This is a genomic window from Vibrio sp. 10N.261.52.C2 (genome assembly GCF_041471425.1).
Taxonomy (GTDB): Bacteria; Pseudomonadota; Gammaproteobacteria; order Enterobacterales; family Vibrionaceae; genus Vibrio; species Vibrio crassostreae_C.
In genome coordinates, this window is record NZ_JBFROH010000041.1 from 1 (window position 1) to 16,498 (window position 16,498).

General features: G+C 44.2%; 17 protein-coding genes. 9 read left to right on the top strand and 8 right to left on the bottom strand.

The window, feature by feature from the left end; genetic code table 11:
• Nucleotides 1–758 (top strand): hypothetical protein (locus tag AB4307_RS16030; protein ID WP_372132492.1); only part of this gene is annotated, 758 nt, incomplete at its 5' end.
• 115 nt (nucleotides 759–873) lie between these two features.
• On the opposite strand, the gene AB4307_RS16035 is transcribed toward AB4307_RS16030, so the two are convergent.
• The gene (locus AB4307_RS16035; protein WP_372132495.1) at nucleotides 874–2,382 is read right to left on the bottom strand and encodes a DUF3360 domain-containing protein; all 1,509 of its coding nucleotides are present in this window, start codon (nucleotides 2,380–2,382) and stop codon (nucleotides 874–876) included.
• Between the two features lie 317 nt (nucleotides 2,383–2,699).
• On the opposite strand from AB4307_RS16035, the gene AB4307_RS16040 reads away from it, so the two are divergent.
• From AB4307_RS16040 to AB4307_RS16050, 3 genes are all read left to right on the top strand, one after another.
• On the top strand, nucleotides 2,700–3,038 hold the full coding sequence (locus AB4307_RS16040) for a hypothetical protein (protein WP_017059071.1): 339 nt from the start codon (nucleotides 2,700–2,702) through the stop codon (nucleotides 3,036–3,038).
• Nucleotides 3,039–3,121: 83 nt separating this feature from the next.
• The gene (locus AB4307_RS16045; protein WP_372132534.1) at nucleotides 3,122–3,994 is read left to right on the top strand and encodes a patatin-like phospholipase family protein; all 873 of its coding nucleotides are present in this window, start codon (nucleotides 3,122–3,124) and stop codon (nucleotides 3,992–3,994) included.
• Between the two features lie 15 nt (nucleotides 3,995–4,009).
• Nucleotides 4,010–4,378 (top strand): hypothetical protein, encoded by a 369-nt coding sequence (locus tag AB4307_RS16050; protein ID WP_372132498.1) that lies wholly within the window; start codon nucleotides 4,010–4,012, stop codon nucleotides 4,376–4,378.
• Nucleotides 4,379–4,562: 184 nt separating this feature from the next.
• On the opposite strand, the gene AB4307_RS16055 is transcribed toward AB4307_RS16050, so the two are convergent.
• The 4 genes from AB4307_RS16055 to AB4307_RS16070 all read right to left on the bottom strand — a co-directional run bounded on the left by AB4307_RS16055 (nucleotide 4,563) and on the right by AB4307_RS16070 (nucleotide 8,260).
• Nucleotides 4,563–5,243, bottom strand: coding sequence for a haloacid dehalogenase type II (locus AB4307_RS16055; RefSeq protein WP_372132501.1), 681 nt, complete (start codon nucleotides 5,241–5,243; stop codon nucleotides 4,563–4,565).
• 197 nt (nucleotides 5,244–5,440) lie between these two features.
• On the bottom strand, nucleotides 5,441–6,244 hold the full coding sequence (locus AB4307_RS16060; RefSeq protein WP_017059075.1) for a MetQ/NlpA family ABC transporter substrate-binding protein: 804 nt from the start codon (nucleotides 6,242–6,244) through the stop codon (nucleotides 5,441–5,443).
• Between the two features lie 331 nt (nucleotides 6,245–6,575).
• Nucleotides 6,576–7,484 carry a dienelactone hydrolase family protein gene (locus tag AB4307_RS16065; RefSeq protein WP_017059076.1) on the bottom strand — a complete coding sequence of 303 codons (909 nt, stop codon included), beginning with the start codon at nucleotides 7,482–7,484 and terminating at the stop codon, nucleotides 6,576–6,578.
• Between the two features lie 320 nt (nucleotides 7,485–7,804).
• Nucleotides 7,805–8,260, bottom strand: coding sequence for an Lrp/AsnC family transcriptional regulator (locus AB4307_RS16070; protein WP_372132504.1), 456 nt, complete (start codon nucleotides 8,258–8,260; stop codon nucleotides 7,805–7,807).
• A gap of 142 nt (nucleotides 8,261–8,402) precedes the next feature.
• Between AB4307_RS16070 and AB4307_RS16075 the strand changes: the two genes are divergently transcribed.
• Nucleotides 8,403–10,214, top strand: a complete 1,812-nt coding sequence (locus tag AB4307_RS16075) for a PLP-dependent transferase (protein WP_102394669.1) — start codon at nucleotides 8,403–8,405, stop codon at nucleotides 10,212–10,214.
• Between the two features lie 116 nt (nucleotides 10,215–10,330).
• Here the strand turns inward: AB4307_RS16075 and AB4307_RS16080 are convergent, their stop codons facing one another.
• Nucleotides 10,331–10,573: a hypothetical protein gene (locus AB4307_RS16080; RefSeq protein WP_017059085.1), complete on the bottom strand. Its 243-nt coding sequence runs from the start codon at nucleotides 10,571–10,573 to the stop codon at nucleotides 10,331–10,333.
• 406 nt (nucleotides 10,574–10,979) lie between these two features.
• Here AB4307_RS16080 and AB4307_RS16085 point away from each other — a divergent pair, with 406 nt between their 5' ends.
• Together AB4307_RS16085 and AB4307_RS16090 are read left to right on the top strand one after the other, a co-directional pair.
• On the top strand, nucleotides 10,980–12,029 hold the full coding sequence (locus AB4307_RS16085) for an HlyD family secretion protein (RefSeq protein WP_102428604.1): 1,050 nt from the start codon (nucleotides 10,980–10,982) through the stop codon (nucleotides 12,027–12,029).
• A 12-nt stretch (nucleotides 12,030–12,041) separates the two neighbouring features.
• A complete protein-coding gene (locus AB4307_RS16090; protein WP_372132507.1) occupies nucleotides 12,042–13,064 on the top strand; it encodes a DUF2955 domain-containing protein in 1,023 nt (340 codons plus the stop codon).
• Here AB4307_RS16090 and AB4307_RS16095 read toward each other — a convergent pair.
• Nucleotides 13,061–13,945: a LysR family transcriptional regulator gene (locus AB4307_RS16095; RefSeq protein WP_017059087.1), complete on the bottom strand. Its 885-nt coding sequence runs from the start codon at nucleotides 13,943–13,945 to the stop codon at nucleotides 13,061–13,063. The genes AB4307_RS16090 and AB4307_RS16095 overlap by 4 nt on opposite strands.
• Nucleotides 13,946–14,109: 164 nt before the next feature.
• On the opposite strand from AB4307_RS16095, the gene AB4307_RS16100 reads away from it, so the two are divergent.
• Both AB4307_RS16100 and AB4307_RS16105 read left to right on the top strand, forming a co-directional pair.
• Nucleotides 14,110–14,610: a nuclear transport factor 2 family protein gene (locus tag AB4307_RS16100; protein ID WP_372132510.1), complete on the top strand. Its 501-nt coding sequence runs from the start codon at nucleotides 14,110–14,112 to the stop codon at nucleotides 14,608–14,610.
• A 197-nt stretch (nucleotides 14,611–14,807) separates the two neighbouring features.
• Nucleotides 14,808–15,554 (top strand): nuclear transport factor 2 family protein, encoded by a 747-nt coding sequence (locus AB4307_RS16105; RefSeq protein ID WP_017059089.1) that lies wholly within the window; start codon nucleotides 14,808–14,810, stop codon nucleotides 15,552–15,554.
• A 156-nt stretch (nucleotides 15,555–15,710) separates the two neighbouring features.
• On the opposite strand, the gene AB4307_RS16110 is transcribed toward AB4307_RS16105, so the two are convergent.
• Nucleotides 15,711–16,498: GGDEF domain-containing protein (locus tag AB4307_RS16110; protein WP_372132513.1), on the bottom strand; the 788-nt coding region annotated here is incomplete at its 5' end.

Sequence of the window (16,498 nt, forward strand, 5' to 3'; positions counted from 1 at the left end):
ACCTTAATCCTTATTTGTTAGATAAACCAACGGAAGACCCTGCAAGTCGACAGCAAGCTCTGTCTGAACTCAAAAAGTACAAGACAAGCCAGTTCAATAAAACAACGTATAACAAGGTATCTAAAATTGGTTTTCTAAAAGAGGCGTTAGCAGATACTTTTTCATCGCTATTTGGAAAGCTGGGTGTGGCTGAGACACTCATAACGAAGGTCGCGCCGGACATGGCGCATTATTGGAATGAAGATACCTATTTTGGCAGCGATGTCAGGCATAGGCTAATGGTTGAACTCAAGGAAGCGCTCGATAATCAGGATGATGTGATGATTGTGTCGCACAGTCTTGGGTCTATGATCAGTTATGACGTGTTGTGGAAGCTGTCTCATTACGGAGAGTATAGACACGACTATGGCGCGGACAAGAAGGTCAACTTATTGCTGACTCTTGGTTCACCATTAGGAGACGAAAACGTAAAAGATAGGCTAAAAGGGAGCCGTTTGAAAGATGAGAAGAAGTATCCTTTAAACATTCAGCAATGGATAAACATATCGGCAGAAGATGATTTTATCTCTCATGACAGCAAAATTAGAAATGACTTTAAGGATATGCTCAAACTGGATCTGATACCCGGCGGAATGAAAGATATCCATCCAGTTTATAACCTCAATATTCGCAACGGAAAAAGCAATCCGCATGCTTCCATCGGTTATCTCATCAACCCTAAATTCATCAAAGTGTTGGATGAATGGCTCTCTAGTTAATTTGGTTTACCATCGTAAATTTCTTCGCTGTTCGCTCGTTGATACTCAGATAAAACAAGGCCTCGCGTGTGCGAGGCCTTTTTGCGTTCTTACTAAAACTAAATATTAATCGAGCTTAACGAAAGCTTGGGATAATCGCCGGTATGCCCGGTAGAAGGCCAACCAACGCCATTACGCCACTTAGCACAATAAACATAGTGCCAGGCAACACCCAGCGGCTCATTTTACTCAGTTCACTACTACGTTCTTTACAACCGACTAAGCCTAAGTTATCCAACAGCATGGTGAGAGCCCAACCAAATGCTGGGTTAACGAGCGCTGAAGAGAACACAACAATCGCTGCCGACTGTGTGGTTTTTCCTTCACGCGTCATTTCCATTCCAGCTTCTAGCAATGGCACAAATACCCCAACAATCAGCGCCACACACAGTACAGGTTGCCAGATAGCTAAATCCATCGGGTAGCCCCAAACAGCAGCGATAATACAGAACAGAGCCGTGAGCAAAGCGCCGGCAGGAATAGGACGTTTAGCAATCGCAGCCGGTACGATATAAGTCCCCCATGAAGACGTAAAGTTAGTACCGCCAAGCAGAGAACCGAACGTTTGACGAATTGATGCCGTGGTCATGGTGTCGTCGATGTTCATGTGTACTTTTTCGGTACGTTCTGGGTAGCTGATCTTTTGGAATACTTGATGCCCTAAGAAATCCGGTGACCACATCGCTACGGCTAGAATCGCAAACGGCAATACCACCATGAAGTGTTCAATCGTCGGTAAGCCAAGCATCCAGCCTGTATCTTCTCCCCACCAATACATAGGGTTCATGTTAGGTAAGCCTGGCTCAGTGTGGAAAGCGAATGGGGCACCCATGGCAAATGCAATCGTACCGCCTAGCAAGCAGCTAAGAGGGACAGCTAGCCAACGCTCACGGAAATGTTCCAATAATGCGTACAAAATGATGGTGCAAAAGATCACGACAAAAGCAATGTGGCTCATACCGATTCCTTCAGCCCAAGCGAAAAGCTTTTTCACTTGAGAGGCGGTTCCAACAAAGCCGAGGTAGAGCAATAAGCCGCCACACACGCCTTTACTGGTGAGGTTGGCCAACATGCTGCCACCTTTACTGATGGCTAAGATGAGGCCAAAAGCGCCAATCAACAGGCCAAACGCCATCGGGTGTCCACCTGCTGCAACCACAATCGGAATCAAAGGGATAAGTGGGCCGTGGGTCCCTGCGAGGTTTGCAGTCGGCAATAAAAAGCCAGAGAAAATAATAATGAAAACAGAGGCGATGAGCAGTTCATAACGAACGTTTTCTAGAATGAAGTCTTCATTTAATCCGAGAGCCCCAGCAAAGGTGGCTGCAATCGCGCCCACCATAACCACTTTACCAATGGTCGCCGCCATCGCTGGGATGGTGTCTTCTATCTCAAATCGATAATCTTTAAACGGCAAATTTGGACGCCAGCGCTTAGGCGACATGATTTGCAATTCGTGTTCTAGATACTGTTCTCGGGATTCAAACTCTGAGCTTGGTTTATGTTGTTGTTCATAGGTGAGTTCATCCTCATTGGCTTGAGGCTTCTCTGTTTGTATATGTGCGGACTCTAAAGTAGTGCTCATTTTGATTCCTTTCGTTCACACTCTTAGGTGTGTTATTCCAACAAACGTTGTTGACTCACGGTATGAAGCGCAAACAATGCGTCAACTTATAATTAAAAACTCATTAGCATTTAGTTGTTAGTACCTTATACCAAACCAAAAAAAACAAATAGACTCAGTCGGTTAGACATTAGTCGTAGAGTCGGACGACTAGTATTAGACCCTGTAGATAGTATGTGTCTGATTATTTGTAGTCCCTTAATTTCTCCCACGTTCTGCACTTGATAGTGATAGAATCTCCGCATTAGAGTTATCGAGAAACTAGGTATTTATAAACAATGTTTATCCATCACGTAAATGGCATCGACTGGCTGGTAATTACAGCCTTTGAAGAACTGAAAACTATGTTTATCGAAGATGCAGGCCCAATCCCAGCTTGCTTTTCTACCGCCAGCGAGTTGAGCCTGATTGATCAAGCCAAACGCAGTTATGGATTTTTGCCTAAACTCCGCGGTGTGATCACCGATACCGGCACTTTTCAAAGTAGAGATATTGAAGAAGATTTGAACCCACAGCTTGCGTGTATCGTTGAAGGGCGTGGTCGGGTTTTTATCTATCACGGCGACTACGTGGCTTTTGTCGATGACGAGCAAACCTTCATTACCCGTATGGACTGAGAGTGATTCAGTGAGTTGAGATCGGCGAATTGGTAAATCGGCGAGTTAGCCCACCTAGAATTTAAAACTAAAGGATTAATATGATGGCAAAAACGATCTCATTGGTACTTGGCAGTGGTGGCGCAAGAGGCTTGGTTCACGTTGGAGTCATCCGCTGGTTAATTGAGCATGGCTATCAGATAAAATCCATTTCTGGCTGTTCAATTGGCGCACTTATCGGTGGTGTCTACGCTGCGGGCAAGTTGGATGAATTTGAAGAGTGGGTCACCAGTATCGATCAAGGTGATATGGCGATGTTGTTGGACTTTTCATGGCAGTCGAGTGGTATGTTCAAAGGGGACAAGATCATCGACACACTGCGTGGGCTGATCGGCGAGATTTCAATTGAAGATCTGCCTATCCCTTATACCGCAGTTGCTGCCAACGTCGCCGAAGAAAAAGAGGTTTGGCTGCAATCCGGTTCTCTGTTTGATGCCATTCGCGCCTCCATCTCTTTGCCACTGTTCTTCACTCCACATGTCATTAATGGTGAAGTGCTGATTGATGGCGGAGTGCTCAATCCCGTACCGATTGCGCCTACCTTTAGTGATAAGACAGACTTTACTCTGGCTGTGAACTTAGGTGGTGAACCCGAAATGCTTCAACAGGAAGTGATACCGGTTTCCCTACCAACAAAAGAGAGTAACCTGCATGAGAAGGTTGTTCACTTTATCGATAATCTCGGTAACAGTGTAAAAAGTAAAATGAGCTTCAATTTTGCTGCTTACGACATTGCCAACCAAGCGTTTGATGCGATGCAATCGACCATTGCTCGCCAGAAGCTGGCCGCTTATCCCGCCGATATTACGCTTGAGATCCCACGTAATGCTTGTGGCACCTTAGAGTTCGATCGCTCACAAGAGATGATAGACAGAGGTTACCATTTGGCACAGGCTAAACTGGGCAACCGACTTTAATGTATTTTCAGCTGAATGAGGGTATTTATGGAAACTGAACTCAAACTATCTGAACTCAAAGAATTGGTCACAACAAAAGATGTCATCGTGCTCACCAGCATAGAAGAGCCTGCTGTATCTTGGTTGATAGATTGCTATCAAGAGAATGCTGATATCCAAATTATCGAGAACGCACACCAACTAGATACTGAAGCGGTTTTGGCGCAATGTCGAAGCAGCCTGAGTGAAAGTAAAAAGGTAATACTTACCGCGCAGTTTCGTAGCCAACTGCCTATCATCAATATCGCTTCACTGTGTAACGAGAAGCGCAAGTTATTGACCAATATTGAGTTATTAGGCTGGGATGAAGACAAACGCGTTCCTCATTCTTACAGTAGTTTCTAGCTTATATTTGTTGCTAGCTTATATTTGTTGCTAGGTAACTGCAGTTTTTAGGTAACCGACAGCGTCTCTATAACCAGAGCAGTTCAACACAAGGTTGATCAAAGCGGTTAAGTCAGTGTCCGGAATTTGTTGACCACTACAGGGTGGTTGTATCGAATCAGGAGTAGAAAAGTCTCTTGAGATTTTACTTGTCTAAATTGTGCTTAATTATTTGTTCCACCACACCATTCATCGTCCTTGAGCTAATCTCCGGTTTCAAATACAAGGAATGATACTCAACTCCTGTTCGGTCTATATAGGCTGCTTGTAAGCCAGCGGATAGCGCACCATGAGTGTCCCAATCATGAGTAGCGACAAGACGAAGGTTTTTGACAGGCTCTTTTAAAGTTTCGGCTGCAAAGTTATACACATCTGAATTGGGTTTGAAACTGCCTGTTTCTTCAACGGAAATGACGGTGTCGAAATAATCTTCTAAGCCTGAGTTCTTGATTTGAGAAGTGATGAGATCGAGGGATGAGTTGGAAAAAGCGACGGTTTTAAACCCGTTCTCGCGCAATTTGAGCAAAGACGCTTTGATATCTGTGTGCGGTGGTAGATTGGCAAAAGAAGTTAACAAGGCACCTTTGCTTTCCGCCGTTAAATCACACTTGTACCGTAGTGCAATAGCGTTGAGCGCTGCATTCGCTAATTCAGAAAAAGTAGATTTTACGTTTGTTGCGATGCAAACCGTTGAAGAGTGTAAAAGCTTTGAAAACCAAAGTGATAATGCATCCTCCTTTCCAAACACCGCTTTAAATTTAGGCTGTAATGACTCCAAATTTAAAACCGTTTCGTTTATATCAAAAAGTATCACTTCTTTTTTCATGCAAAGCCCCCAGATTTAATTGAATTTTATGCTTACATAATCTGCTCTGACGATATGGTTTTCAACCTCCATTCAAGTAACTAAAGCTTTGCTCTCTAATTTGAAAAGAAGCTGGAATGCGTCAACGACAACCCGCCAACTCAAATCTGGCGTTGCTTTATGAGTATCATGCAACGCCAAATCTGAAACGATTTAGCTTAATTTGCGGCTTCGATGGTGCCTTTGAAAGTGCTGTCTAAAAAGTCATTGATCTCTTGTGAGTGGTAAATTGAGATAATCTTTTTATACGTTTCATTATTTTTGTCTTCTTCTCGCGCCGCAACAACCATCACTGCTAAAGGTGCGTCTTTTTTCTCTAAGTAAATGCCTTGTTTCTTAGGGTCGAGTCCAGCCGACATTACATAGTTCATGGTGATTGCAGCAGCATCTACATCGTCAAGAGAGCGGGGTAGCTGCGCGGCATCCACTTCAACAAATCGAATGTTCTTCGGGTTGCTAACAATATCGTTTAAAGACGCGTTGAAACCAGCGTTGTCTTTTAATGAGATCAGCCCTGCATCTTCAAGCAGTAATAGTCCACGCCCGCCATTCGTTGGATCGTTTGGAATCGCGATTCGAGCGTTTTCGGGAATAGAATCAAGCGAAGTGTACTTGTTCGAGTAAACGCCCATACGCATCAAAATTGAACGTCCGATAGAAACTAACTGGCTATCGTGATTGGCATTAAAGTTATCGAGGAATGGCTGATGCTGGTAACTGTTCAGTTGGATACTTCCATCATCTAATGCTGCGTTAGGGGTGATATAGTCTGAGAACTCGACGAGTTCAATGTTTATCCCTTGCTTTGCTGCTTCTTTGGCAACAGCTTGTACAACTTGTGCATGTGGGCCAACTGTCGCCCCAATCTTGATGACAGCCTCGTCTTTTTTTCCACATCCTGTTACACCGAATACGAAAGCTAATGCCAACAGGGATGCTGTGATTTTTTTGTAGCTGTTCATGATAACTCCATTTAATAAATAAAAGACATGTAGACGTCTAGCTATCTATGTTATCTATTTGCGCGATCGGGTCAATAGGTTTGTTTGAAGCGAAGTTACATTGATGAGCGGTTAAGTCAGTGAATCAACGAGGCTTCTGTACGTGAGACTCGACCGACAATCCCCTTCTAACCCCCTTGGTTTACATCTCAAACCTATTGTTGGTAATGGGAAAAGGGAGGAACTGATTACCGACCAACAAAGGCCTCGCGAGTGCGAGGCCTTTTGGGTTTTGTAGGGAATAGGGCAGTCACTCGGAATCTAAAGAAAACGGGTTCAGTAAAGCTAACTATTAAGAAAGCTTTTGGTTAAAGAACTCAAGTGTACGTTTCCAAGCTAACTCTGCTTCTTCTTCAGCATAGCGGCCAGTTGAATCGTTATGGAAGCCATGGTTCACGCCGTCATAGATGTAAGCTGTGTAGTCTGCTTCGTTCTCTTTGAGTTCGGCTTCATAATCTGGCCAAGTCGCATTCACGCGTTTATCGATTCCCGCAAATTGGATGAGCAAGGGGCCTTTTACATTTTTTCTTAAATCTGGTGCGGCAGGAGTACCATAAAATGGAACGCCTGCATCGAGTTGCTCTGGCATGACAGCGGCCAACATATTCACGATATAGCCACCGAAGCAGAAACCGACTGCGCCTAGCTTACCGTTACTTTTTTCATGGGACTTCAAGAAGTTTGCCGCTGCGATAAAGTCTTCTTCGATTTTCTCTTTTGATAGCGACTTCTGCATCGTTCGACCTTCATCATCATTACCTGGATACCCGCCAAGCGAATAGAGTGCATCAGGTGCAAACGCAATAAACCCCGCCGCTGCGAGTCGTCTTGCCACATCCTTTATGTATGGATTGAGGCCTCTATTTTCATGAATGACCAATACAACAGGCGCATTGCCCTCTAACTCTTTGGGTACAACCAAGTAACCATAGCCTTCGCCGTGTCCTTTAGGTGAAGGAAACTTCTCGTAGGTTGCTTTGATGGAAGGGTCATTGAAAGAGACTTGCTCTGCCTGCGCATAATTAGGAATCAGTGCAGAAGTTAGCGTCGTCATGGTTAAGCCAAGTACAGCTAGCCCAGATAGACGAGCCATAAACTCTCTGCGATCAATCAGGCCGTGTGCATATTCGTCGTACCAATCAAATGCTTCTTGAGGGATAGATCGAGTCGGCGTTGATTGCGATTCGGTATTTGGATTCATAACTTTTCCTTGTTGTGAGTTGTTTGACCAATCAACTATAGTGGAAATTTCATTGTAATTGAACGATCGCTCAGTATCTTTTGAGCTATTTGTTATATCAAAGTACAAAAATTAGATGACAGTCCGATAAAACGATCACTTCGAATCGATTCCCATCGCTTTGGTTTGTTTTACGAAGCGATTCAACACAACGTTGATGTAAGTGGTTATGTCCGCGAAGTAGCGGGGGGATGAATATTGGGGTTTGGGGGACGCACTTGTATGTATGATTAGAGATGATTATCCAATGCCTTTTGCTACGCCTAACTAAGTCTTACTAATTATCTCACTGGCAATTTAGTTTTTGTTTTTACCTGACCGAAGGCGAAGCTGGATTCAATAGAAGCTATATTGGGTAGGCGGGTTAGTTGTTTACGGATGAACTGCTCGTAGATTTTGAGTGATTCACTGACTACATGCAATAGGTAGTCGTGATTGCCCGTCATTAGAAAGCACTCTAACACCTCGTCAATCACTTCGATGTGCTGTTCAAAGTCTCTCATGTTCTCTTCTGTCGGCTTTTCAAGTTTCACCAACACAAACACATTCACAGGTAAGCCACATGCTTCTTGGTCGACACTGGCGTGATAGCCGCGAATAATCCCCTGTTTCTCTAATGCTCGAACTCGACGTAAGCAAGGAGAGGGCGACAGCGCCACTCGATCGGCCAACTCTTGATTGGTGAGCCGAGCGTTGCTCTGCAGTTCAGCCAGTATTTTCTTGTCGATCTCGTCCATTGGCATAATCCATCAATATTGAATTTAGTTTGGCAATATTATTGCTCAAAGTGTATGTCTTACTTCGCAAATAGCAATTTTTAACATCTGCCCAAAACTAAAATTAAAGAAGGAACAACAAGCATGGAATGACTTAGGAATTATGAATACTTCAACTCAACTTAGCCCGCTGCGTAAAACCACCAAACACGAACAAGCAGAAGCTCTTGCCGTTGAGCAAGCAAAGCATTTTGGTATCGACCCAAATAGCGATTACGGCATCACGCTGATTGAACTGGCGACGACACTGTACCAAGCCAATACCAAGACACACGATCTTTGGGCATTGACGGTTGATGGACTTTCAGAGCTCGATAAAAGTGACCGAATCGCTTGGTTTAACGCCAAACGTTTTTTGTCATTCCAGATCGCTAAGATCCTCGATAATCTGCAAAACCCAATGCGCGCCACTTACCAGTCTATTGCCACCAATAATGGTAATTTTGCGTCTAAAGGTGCGTATCCAATTTTCGATAATGTCGCTGCTATATTTTCTGCAAGCCCTGTGATTACACGTACCGCGACCTATTTGTTTGCGTGTACAGAATGGATTGAAGATGCGTTTAACGGTAAAGAGCCGTTGCACGATATATATTCTCGACTGCTTAACCCTACATCGATTTCACTGGCTAACCATATGGTTGATATCGAGGCAGGCTCTAGAGCCAACGAATACCTCGCATGGAACTTTAACTCGGGTATGGCGGCTATTGATGGGTTGTTGAGCCACTTGCTCGGGCATGAAGACATTGTTTTGGCTTCACGCAATATCTACGGTGGTTCTTACCAGCTGTTGGAAGATTGGTTTGGAAAACCTTCTAATCTGAATGTCGCGGTAGAGTGGGTGGATGGTTACTCCGGTGATGAGTTTGCGACGCGCCTTGATGAGGTTGCTGATAAATACGCAGATCGCATCGCTGCAGGTAAGAAAATCTACGTTTACCTAGAGTCACCGTGTAACCCGCATGGATACGTGTTGGATGTTGCTAGCATCAGTAAAGCTGGTCACTCTCGTGGTTGGGATGTGATTGTTGACTCAACAGTGGGTACACCATTGTTGCACCCAGTACTAAAACGTGACGATGTGATGGAAAGACCAGATTATGTGATTCACTCCTACACCAAAGAACTGGCGGGTTCTGGCACCACAACTGCTGGGGTTGTGATTGGTCGCAATGAGACTATGTTTGTGCCAAAAGGAGAGGAGGTCACTTTCACCAAGCCCAACGGTGATGAGGCCAAAATCCTATGGAACGAAACGCTGTTTTGGAATGTGTACTACATTAAGGGTGCATTCCTAGATGCAGATAAAGCGTTTGAAGTGCTCAATGGTATGAAAACGTATGAGATGCGAGTGGTGCAAAAAACGATTAATACACTGACTCTCGCGAAGATCTTTGATGCTCACCCAGACATCAATGTGTCGTGTCCTGCTTTGCCAGATAGTGATAACTATGAACACTGCCAGAACAACATGTACTTGGGGCTACCAGCGGCGCTTTTCACTATCGATATGGAAGGCAATGGCGACCGTGCGCCAATCAATCGAGATGGCTTCAAACAGTTCTTCGACATGCTTGAGCCCGCTATCGGCATGCAAGTAAGTTTAGGGCAAACCAATACAGTGGCGCTGTGTCCAGCACTGACTACGCACTCAGAACTCAGTGATGAAGCGCTCAATGAAGCCGGTATCAAACCGACGACAATGCGTATCTCTATCGGCTTGGAAGATCCTCGAATGTTCATTGCTCATATTGTCGAGGCGGCTAAATTGTCGATTGACCGCAACCACGTAGATTTCTCATCCAGCTTCCCGAGTGGTGACAATATCGATGAAATCTATATGCAAACTTATATGGATGTACACCAGAAGTTTGTGAAAAGCTTGCCGAAGTTCAGTCAGCTGAGTCAGTAACTTAGGTCAGTTAACAAGATTAGTCAGTTAAAGGCCGTCAATAAAAAAGCACCCAGCTGACTCAATAGTCGGTAGGGTGCTTTCTCGATGATCATATTGGTTTACCAAGTCACTTACTATTTAGGCTGGTGGCCTGTCTTCTTCGCAAGTTCTTGCATAGCCTCGGCAAACGTAGTTGTTCCGCCTTTCGCTTTAACCTGAACCACCTTATATCCTTGGCTTTCCAGCGCTTGGCGCTCTTCTAAAACGGCTTTGTCATCTGGTTGACTGCCTTGCACAGGCTGATGAATGTAATACCCTTCTAATTGACCATCTTCGACCAGTTGGTGGTGTTTCAGTGCATTGATATCAAAATTCATAGTAAGTCTTTTCGCTTTAAATGGAGAGTCTCTGTGGCAAAGGCCGCGAGTCTTTATAATTTTATGGTTTGTACAATAGGCATTTTAACCATAAGAAGCTAGCGAAAATTAAGCAATCCAATGGAATGAAGTCGGGTGGTCTTACTTCTTCAATCTCTTATTGAACGCTGGGAAGGAAAGGGGAGGAACTGAATGCGAACGTTTCAATACACCCTTATCTGACCTTTTCGTTCAACCATTGAGCGAAATCGGTACAAATCATCAACCTTTCCAAATGTGGAATCCTCACTTCTTTTATTGGCTCTGTTTTCCACTTGTGAATGGTTATAACCTAGTTTTCGTAGAAAAGAGAATCGAATAAGCCGTGAGCGCGGCGCTTTATAACGAATGAAAACTAGGTACAAGCATGAACGAAAACTTTTATAGATACGCGATTTACACTGTTTTTTCAGCGGCAGCATTGTTCTCCGCTTTTTTAGTCACCTCAGATAATGTTTCCCCTTTTACCACTCAAGCGACTTTGTATCGTAACGTCGCGACCATTGCGCCAGAAGTGTCCGGCGTAATTACCGACGTCATGGTTAGTAATGGCGAGTTGGTTGAAAAAGGTCAACCATTATTTGCTATCGATGCCAGTAGCTACCAATTGAAAGTGGCACAAGCGCAAGCCGAACTGCATCAAGCGCGTGATTCTGACTCAGCGAAATGGCAGCAATTAGCAGCAGCGAAACAAACACAAAGCCAACGAGAATTCGAATATCACAACGCGAAACAGAAACTCGCACGTAACCAAAAACTGCGTAACAAAGGGCTTGCGACTGAACAAGATCTTGATGATGCAATCACCAATACACAAGTTGCGAGTAGTGCGGTTGAAGCTGCGAACGCGGAAGTGAAACGCATTGAGGTTGAGTTATCGACCCAAGATCGCACAGCGGCCATTGAATTAGCAGAAGCAAAACTTGCCAGTGCGGAACTGGATTTAGGCCACACTCAAGTCGTCGCGCAAACGGAAGGTGTCGTGACCAACTTACAATTGCAATCGGGCAGTTATATCACTCAAGGCACTTCATCATTGCTGCTGGTGGACGAAGCTCATGCGTGGATCAGTGCAGACTTCAATGAGAAAGGCATTGATAAGCTTACTAATGGCCGCGAAGTTTTGGTCTCTTTTGATGCGCTACCGGGCAAAGTCTTTACGGGTGAAGTGAGTAGCCAAGAGCGTGCGATTTACGACACCAATAATGCCAATGGCAAGCTGTCTAGCGTGACTAATGATACGCGTTGGATCCGTGAGCAACAGAAAGTACGTACCCGCATTACAGTTAACGAACTGGATCCTTCGATGATCTCAGGTTCACGAGCGAGTGTGATTGTTGAAAGCGGTAACCCAATAATGCACGTTATTGGCTCGGCTTGGATTCACTTGGTTTCAACATTTCGCTACATCTATTAGTAGGAGATGACTATGTGGACATTCGAAAACACTGCACAGGGTCAGTCTCAACGTAATGAAGCGCTGCGCGTCGCACTTACTGTGACGATTTGTATGGTGTTGGGAAAGCTACTAAACCTAGACTCTCCCGTTTATCTGGCGTTGTATCCAACCATCATCATGACCAAGAATAAAGATTACTCTTGGCTTGGTCTGATCCGTACCTTGGCACCCACTTTATTGGCAGCAAGTACAGCGTTGGTGGTGACTGAGGTATTTTCACAGCATCCGTTTGTGGTGTGGACCATCAGCCTGTTCTTCTTCGACTTTATGCGTCGTCGAGCCACTACGCCAGCGAAGAAAGGTAAAATGTTGATGCCAACCTTCAACTGGATTTTGATTGTGGTGTTTGCTCAGCATACCACCATGGATATGCCGATGCGTATTCATGAAATTTTGGTATCCATGTTGATTACCATGGTAGTAGCAAAAACCATGGTGGCTCTGTTCCCTGTTGAGCAAGGAAGCAAGCCTCCTGTATTTAAAGAACAGCCTGTCATATTTGAGAACAGAGCAATTTCACTCGCGTTGATTGGTCTTGGTTTGGCATTCTTGATGATTGTCGACATCATCTCTGCAACGTTCTGCATGGTGCCAGTGATTGCTGCTGCAACCCAAACCACACACAAAAGCTTTATCGACGTGGTTGACCGCCGTTTTCAAACTCAAGTAGGCGGCTGTGCAGTAGCCGCGGTGTTCACCTTGTTGATGGCAGGGCATCAGTCTACATTCGGTTACTACACCATAGTGTTGGGTTTATTTGCCTTTATGATCACCGCATCAATGGCCAAAGCGAAAGGTTCAGCCAGAGACGTTCATGCCGATGCGTTATTAGCGACCATGCTGCCGATTCAGTTGTACATGACCAGTAGTAATTTGGGGTTGGAAAGTACCTTCCTACGCGCTTGGGAGCTGACTGTGACTTTGTTTGTGCTGTGGGCTTTGTGTCATTTTGTTCGTAAGTCTAATGGTGAAGAGCCGGCACTCGTTCTCTAATAATCAAATCCGGCCAACCGATTATGGTCTGATTTGATTGCGCCTTTCATAAAATTAAAAAATGCTTTTACTTTGGCTGAATCTTCTAAATCTTTATGAGTCATCATCCATAGGTCTGTATTTTGGTGCATCACTTCCATATCTACTCTTTGCAGAGTTCCCTTACTGTTACCTAAAAAGCAGGGTAAGTAGGCTAACCCCATCTGATTTTCAGCCGCGATGATCAGGGGCTCAAAAGAGTCGGCTTTCATGACAATTTTGTCTTCCGAAATCAGTTCAGAAACCTGTAGCGAAGCACTGCCTCTATGCATCATTAACCAAGATGCAGACTTTAAGGGGTGCTTACTCTTAAGGCCATTTATATATTCTGGCGATCCGTAAACACCAAAGGCAATTTTACTTAACTTGGTCCCAACTAAATGGGCTGGCAACTCATTTGCCGGGCGAATCGCGATATCTGCATCTAGGTGTGAAATATCCAATTGACGAGATGTGAGGCTGAGTTCTAACTGAATTTTTGGATAAAGCCGATGAAAAGCAGCCAAATGAGTACCCAGAATGAGGCGAGATAACGCATCGGTCGTCGTTATTCTTAGCGTACCTTCTAGCTTCAATTCCTGTCCAAAAACCTTGTGCTCCAATTCTCTTACTGTGGATTCGATAGCGAGAGCTGACTCCAGAAGCTTTTGCCCTTCAACCGTTAGTTTGTATCCGGTAGGAAGTTTATGGAAAATTCGTAATTTGTGACGATACTCAAAGGTGTCAATACGACGTAAAACGGTGCTGTGGTTTACACCAAGTGCTCTTGCCGCGGCCGACAGGGATCCTTCATTCGCCACTGTTAGAACATATTGCAGGTCATCCCATCTTATGTTGTGCATTTGCGCATATCCAACGTGTTCAATTAGTGAGTTTACCAAAAATTTAGCACAGCTATAGTTATCTCAACAAGGCAACAAACAGAACTGAAGTTCAAAGCATGCACTGATGGCACTTTTAATCTCCCACGCATTGAGCTTCAAAATTGACAATCAGGAGAAAGAAAATGTTAAAGAAAAATCTACTTATCGGTCTAGCGAGTCTTCTGGCTTTCTTTCAATTCACTCCAGCCCTTGCAGATGAAACAAAAGCAGTCGATTCAGCAAAGACACTAGAAACGGCTCAAGCATTCTTATGGGCGGCAGGCTCAGGTGATATGGCAAAACTCGAGTCATTAATGGCCGATGATTTTGTCTGGCACAACGAAGGTGACGCCGACATCCCTTGGATCGGTAACTGGGAGTCAAAAGAAAAAGTGCTCAACACTTTCTTTCCTCTATTTGGCGCAGGTTTGAAAGTCACAAGCTGGTCAACAGACTATAGTTTTGTAAACGGCGACCGAGCAGTATTCATGGGCAGCATGAGTGCCATTGCGAATGAATCTGGTGTAGACACGGGTAAATTCAGCTGGGCGGTTCGAGTTCAGGTTGAAGATGGCAAAGTGAAGAGTTGGAACTGGTTTGAGGATAGCTACGCAGTATCTAAAGCTTATCACGCCAAACAGTAACCACAGTGACCAATTAGGTTGTAAAGGCTCGATATGCTGTAGACGTATATCGAGCTTAACTTGGTTTTGAATAGCGACGCGAAGAGCCTATTCAACAATCCGACAGTTAAAAGGACACCTGAGACAATCTAGTTCTGAGTTTCAGTGTACGAGCCAAATAACGTACTTTGGCACTATTAAGTTTGGAGAAACTATCTATGAGCAATAAGCTAGCGAATGCGACTAATCTGTATATGGAAGGTATCCGAGATGGTCATGCATTAGAGGCGGTAACGAAGTACACCGGTCAACGTTATACTCAACATAGCACTGGGGTTCGCAACGGTATTGATGGTTTTGTTGAGTTCTTCGAACCGTTCTTAAAACGCTGCCCTGTTAGAGACATAAAGATCATACGTTCAATCGTCGATGGCCAATTCGTGTTTGTTCAAGCATTCCAAGATATTAATAATGGCGAATATAAGTGGGTGACTACGGATCTATTCGATACCGATAATGACGATAAAATTATTGAACATTGGGATGTGATTTCTGCCTTCGAAGCTCAACCGACGGAAGGGGAAGGTCGACTGCAAGGGCCAATCAATCATACTGACTTAGATAAAACAGAGGAGAATAAGAACCTTATCCGTGATTTTTTATGTGATGTCATGGTACTAGGGCAGAAAGACAAGCTATCAAAGTATCTCCAGCACGAAGAGCTAGCCGTTTATCAAGCCTCAGATGTGAGCCCTTTAGATAGCTATATTGGTGGCTATGACCAAGTGTTCAAGATTGTCGGTCAAGGTAACTTCGTAGCAGCTTACAGCCGAGTTATTGATAATGGTCTCGAGGTTGCGCGTTTTGATCTATTCCGAGTTGAGGGAGGTCAAATTAAAGAGATATGGGTAAACCAAGAGCCCGTGCCACCAAAAGCAGAATGGGTAAATGGCGGGAAGTTCTAGAGTCGCTTTAAGGGAGTTACGCCAATAATGCTATCGCTAAAACAAACCGAAAAAGCGCATCCTTGCTAACCTTACTGGTTGTGTGTGTTTAACTTCTTGAATCTTAGCCAACATGTTTTGTGATGGAAGAATATTTACACTGTTTTACAACTCGCCTTAACGCTCAACAATGCAATCGCGCCCTTGAGATTTTGCGTCGTAGAGGGCGTTATCCGCTCTTTTAATTAATGAATTCCAGTCATCGTTTATGAGGGCTTGAGTCACTCCAATGCTGACAGTATACGTGCCAGAAGAGAGCTCTTGATTGGAGTTGTGTTTTGCGTGGTTTCTTATTCTTTCAGCTATCTGCATTGCTTGAACTTTATTCGCTCTAGGTAACATGACAACAAACTCTTCTCCACCATAGCGAAAACAGAAATCGCTTGTGCGGCATGTATCTTCAAGAATTTGACCAAAGTGCTTAATCACATCATCTCCCTTGTCATGACCATAGGTATCATTAATTTTTTTGAAGTGATCTAGGTCGGCAATCAGTACAGAAATGTCACTCTCTCGGCCTGGTTGAACAAGCTTGGGTATCAGTTCTGCTAGGCCTCTACGGTTATAAAGGCCGGTTTGTTCATCAGTGATCGATGAACGATAGGTCTGCTTCAACAAACGATCAGTTAAGATCCAAAACACTGAAAATGCGAGGCTAACAATTGTGATTGTCATGATAACGAAAGACAATTTATGAATATCTGATATCAGGTAATAGTTCGAATTCGTTCCTTTGGTATGAGCAAGTACGCCCCTAATTGCAATATAGAGAATGTTGATAAACAGGGTCAGATTCAACAGACACTTTGCTTCTCTGTTATCGTGCTTTTCCCCTGAATAGTTTGCACAGAGGGCTAAGATACATATCGTCACAACGAGAATACTTCGAGCCTCGAGCCTCGAGC

Excerpts from the sequence above, each read along its gene's own strand:
- AB4307_RS16070 (WP_372132504.1), bottom strand. The coding sequence starts at position 8,260 with ATGGACGAGATCGACAAGAAAATACTGGCTGAACTGCAGAGCAACGCT.
- AB4307_RS16060 (WP_017059075.1), bottom strand. The coding sequence starts at position 6,244 with ATGAACAGCTACAAAAAAATCACAGCATCCCTGTTGGCATTAGCTTTC.
- AB4307_RS16045 (WP_372132534.1), top strand. The coding sequence starts at position 3,122 with ATGGCAAAAACGATCTCATTGGTACTTGGCAGTGGTGGCGCAAGAGGC.
- AB4307_RS16105 (WP_017059089.1), top strand. The coding sequence starts at position 14,808 with ATGAGCAATAAGCTAGCGAATGCGACTAATCTGTATATGGAAGGTATC.
- AB4307_RS16055 (WP_372132501.1), bottom strand. The coding sequence starts at position 5,243 with ATGAAAAAAGAAGTGATACTTTTTGATATAAACGAAACGGTTTTAAAT.
- AB4307_RS16075 (WP_102394669.1), top strand. The coding sequence starts at position 8,403 with ATGAATACTTCAACTCAACTTAGCCCGCTGCGTAAAACCACCAAACAC.
- AB4307_RS16095 (WP_017059087.1), bottom strand. The coding sequence starts at position 13,945 with ATGCACAACATAAGATGGGATGACCTGCAATATGTTCTAACAGTGGCG.
- AB4307_RS16090 (WP_372132507.1), top strand. The coding sequence starts at position 12,042 with ATGTGGACATTCGAAAACACTGCACAGGGTCAGTCTCAACGTAATGAA.
- AB4307_RS16035 (WP_372132495.1), bottom strand. The coding sequence starts at position 2,382 with ATGAGCACTACTTTAGAGTCCGCACATATACAAACAGAGAAGCCTCAA.
- AB4307_RS16040 (WP_017059071.1), top strand. The coding sequence starts at position 2,700 with ATGTTTATCCATCACGTAAATGGCATCGACTGGCTGGTAATTACAGCC.
- AB4307_RS16080 (WP_017059085.1), bottom strand. The coding sequence starts at position 10,573 with ATGAATTTTGATATCAATGCACTGAAACACCACCAACTGGTCGAAGAT.
- AB4307_RS16050 (WP_372132498.1), top strand. The coding sequence starts at position 4,010 with ATGAGGGTATTTATGGAAACTGAACTCAAACTATCTGAACTCAAAGAA.
- AB4307_RS16085 (WP_102428604.1), top strand. The coding sequence starts at position 10,980 with ATGAACGAAAACTTTTATAGATACGCGATTTACACTGTTTTTTCAGCG.
- AB4307_RS16100 (WP_372132510.1), top strand. The coding sequence starts at position 14,110 with ATGTTAAAGAAAAATCTACTTATCGGTCTAGCGAGTCTTCTGGCTTTC.
- AB4307_RS16065 (WP_017059076.1), bottom strand. The coding sequence starts at position 7,484 with ATGAATCCAAATACCGAATCGCAATCAACGCCGACTCGATCTATCCCT.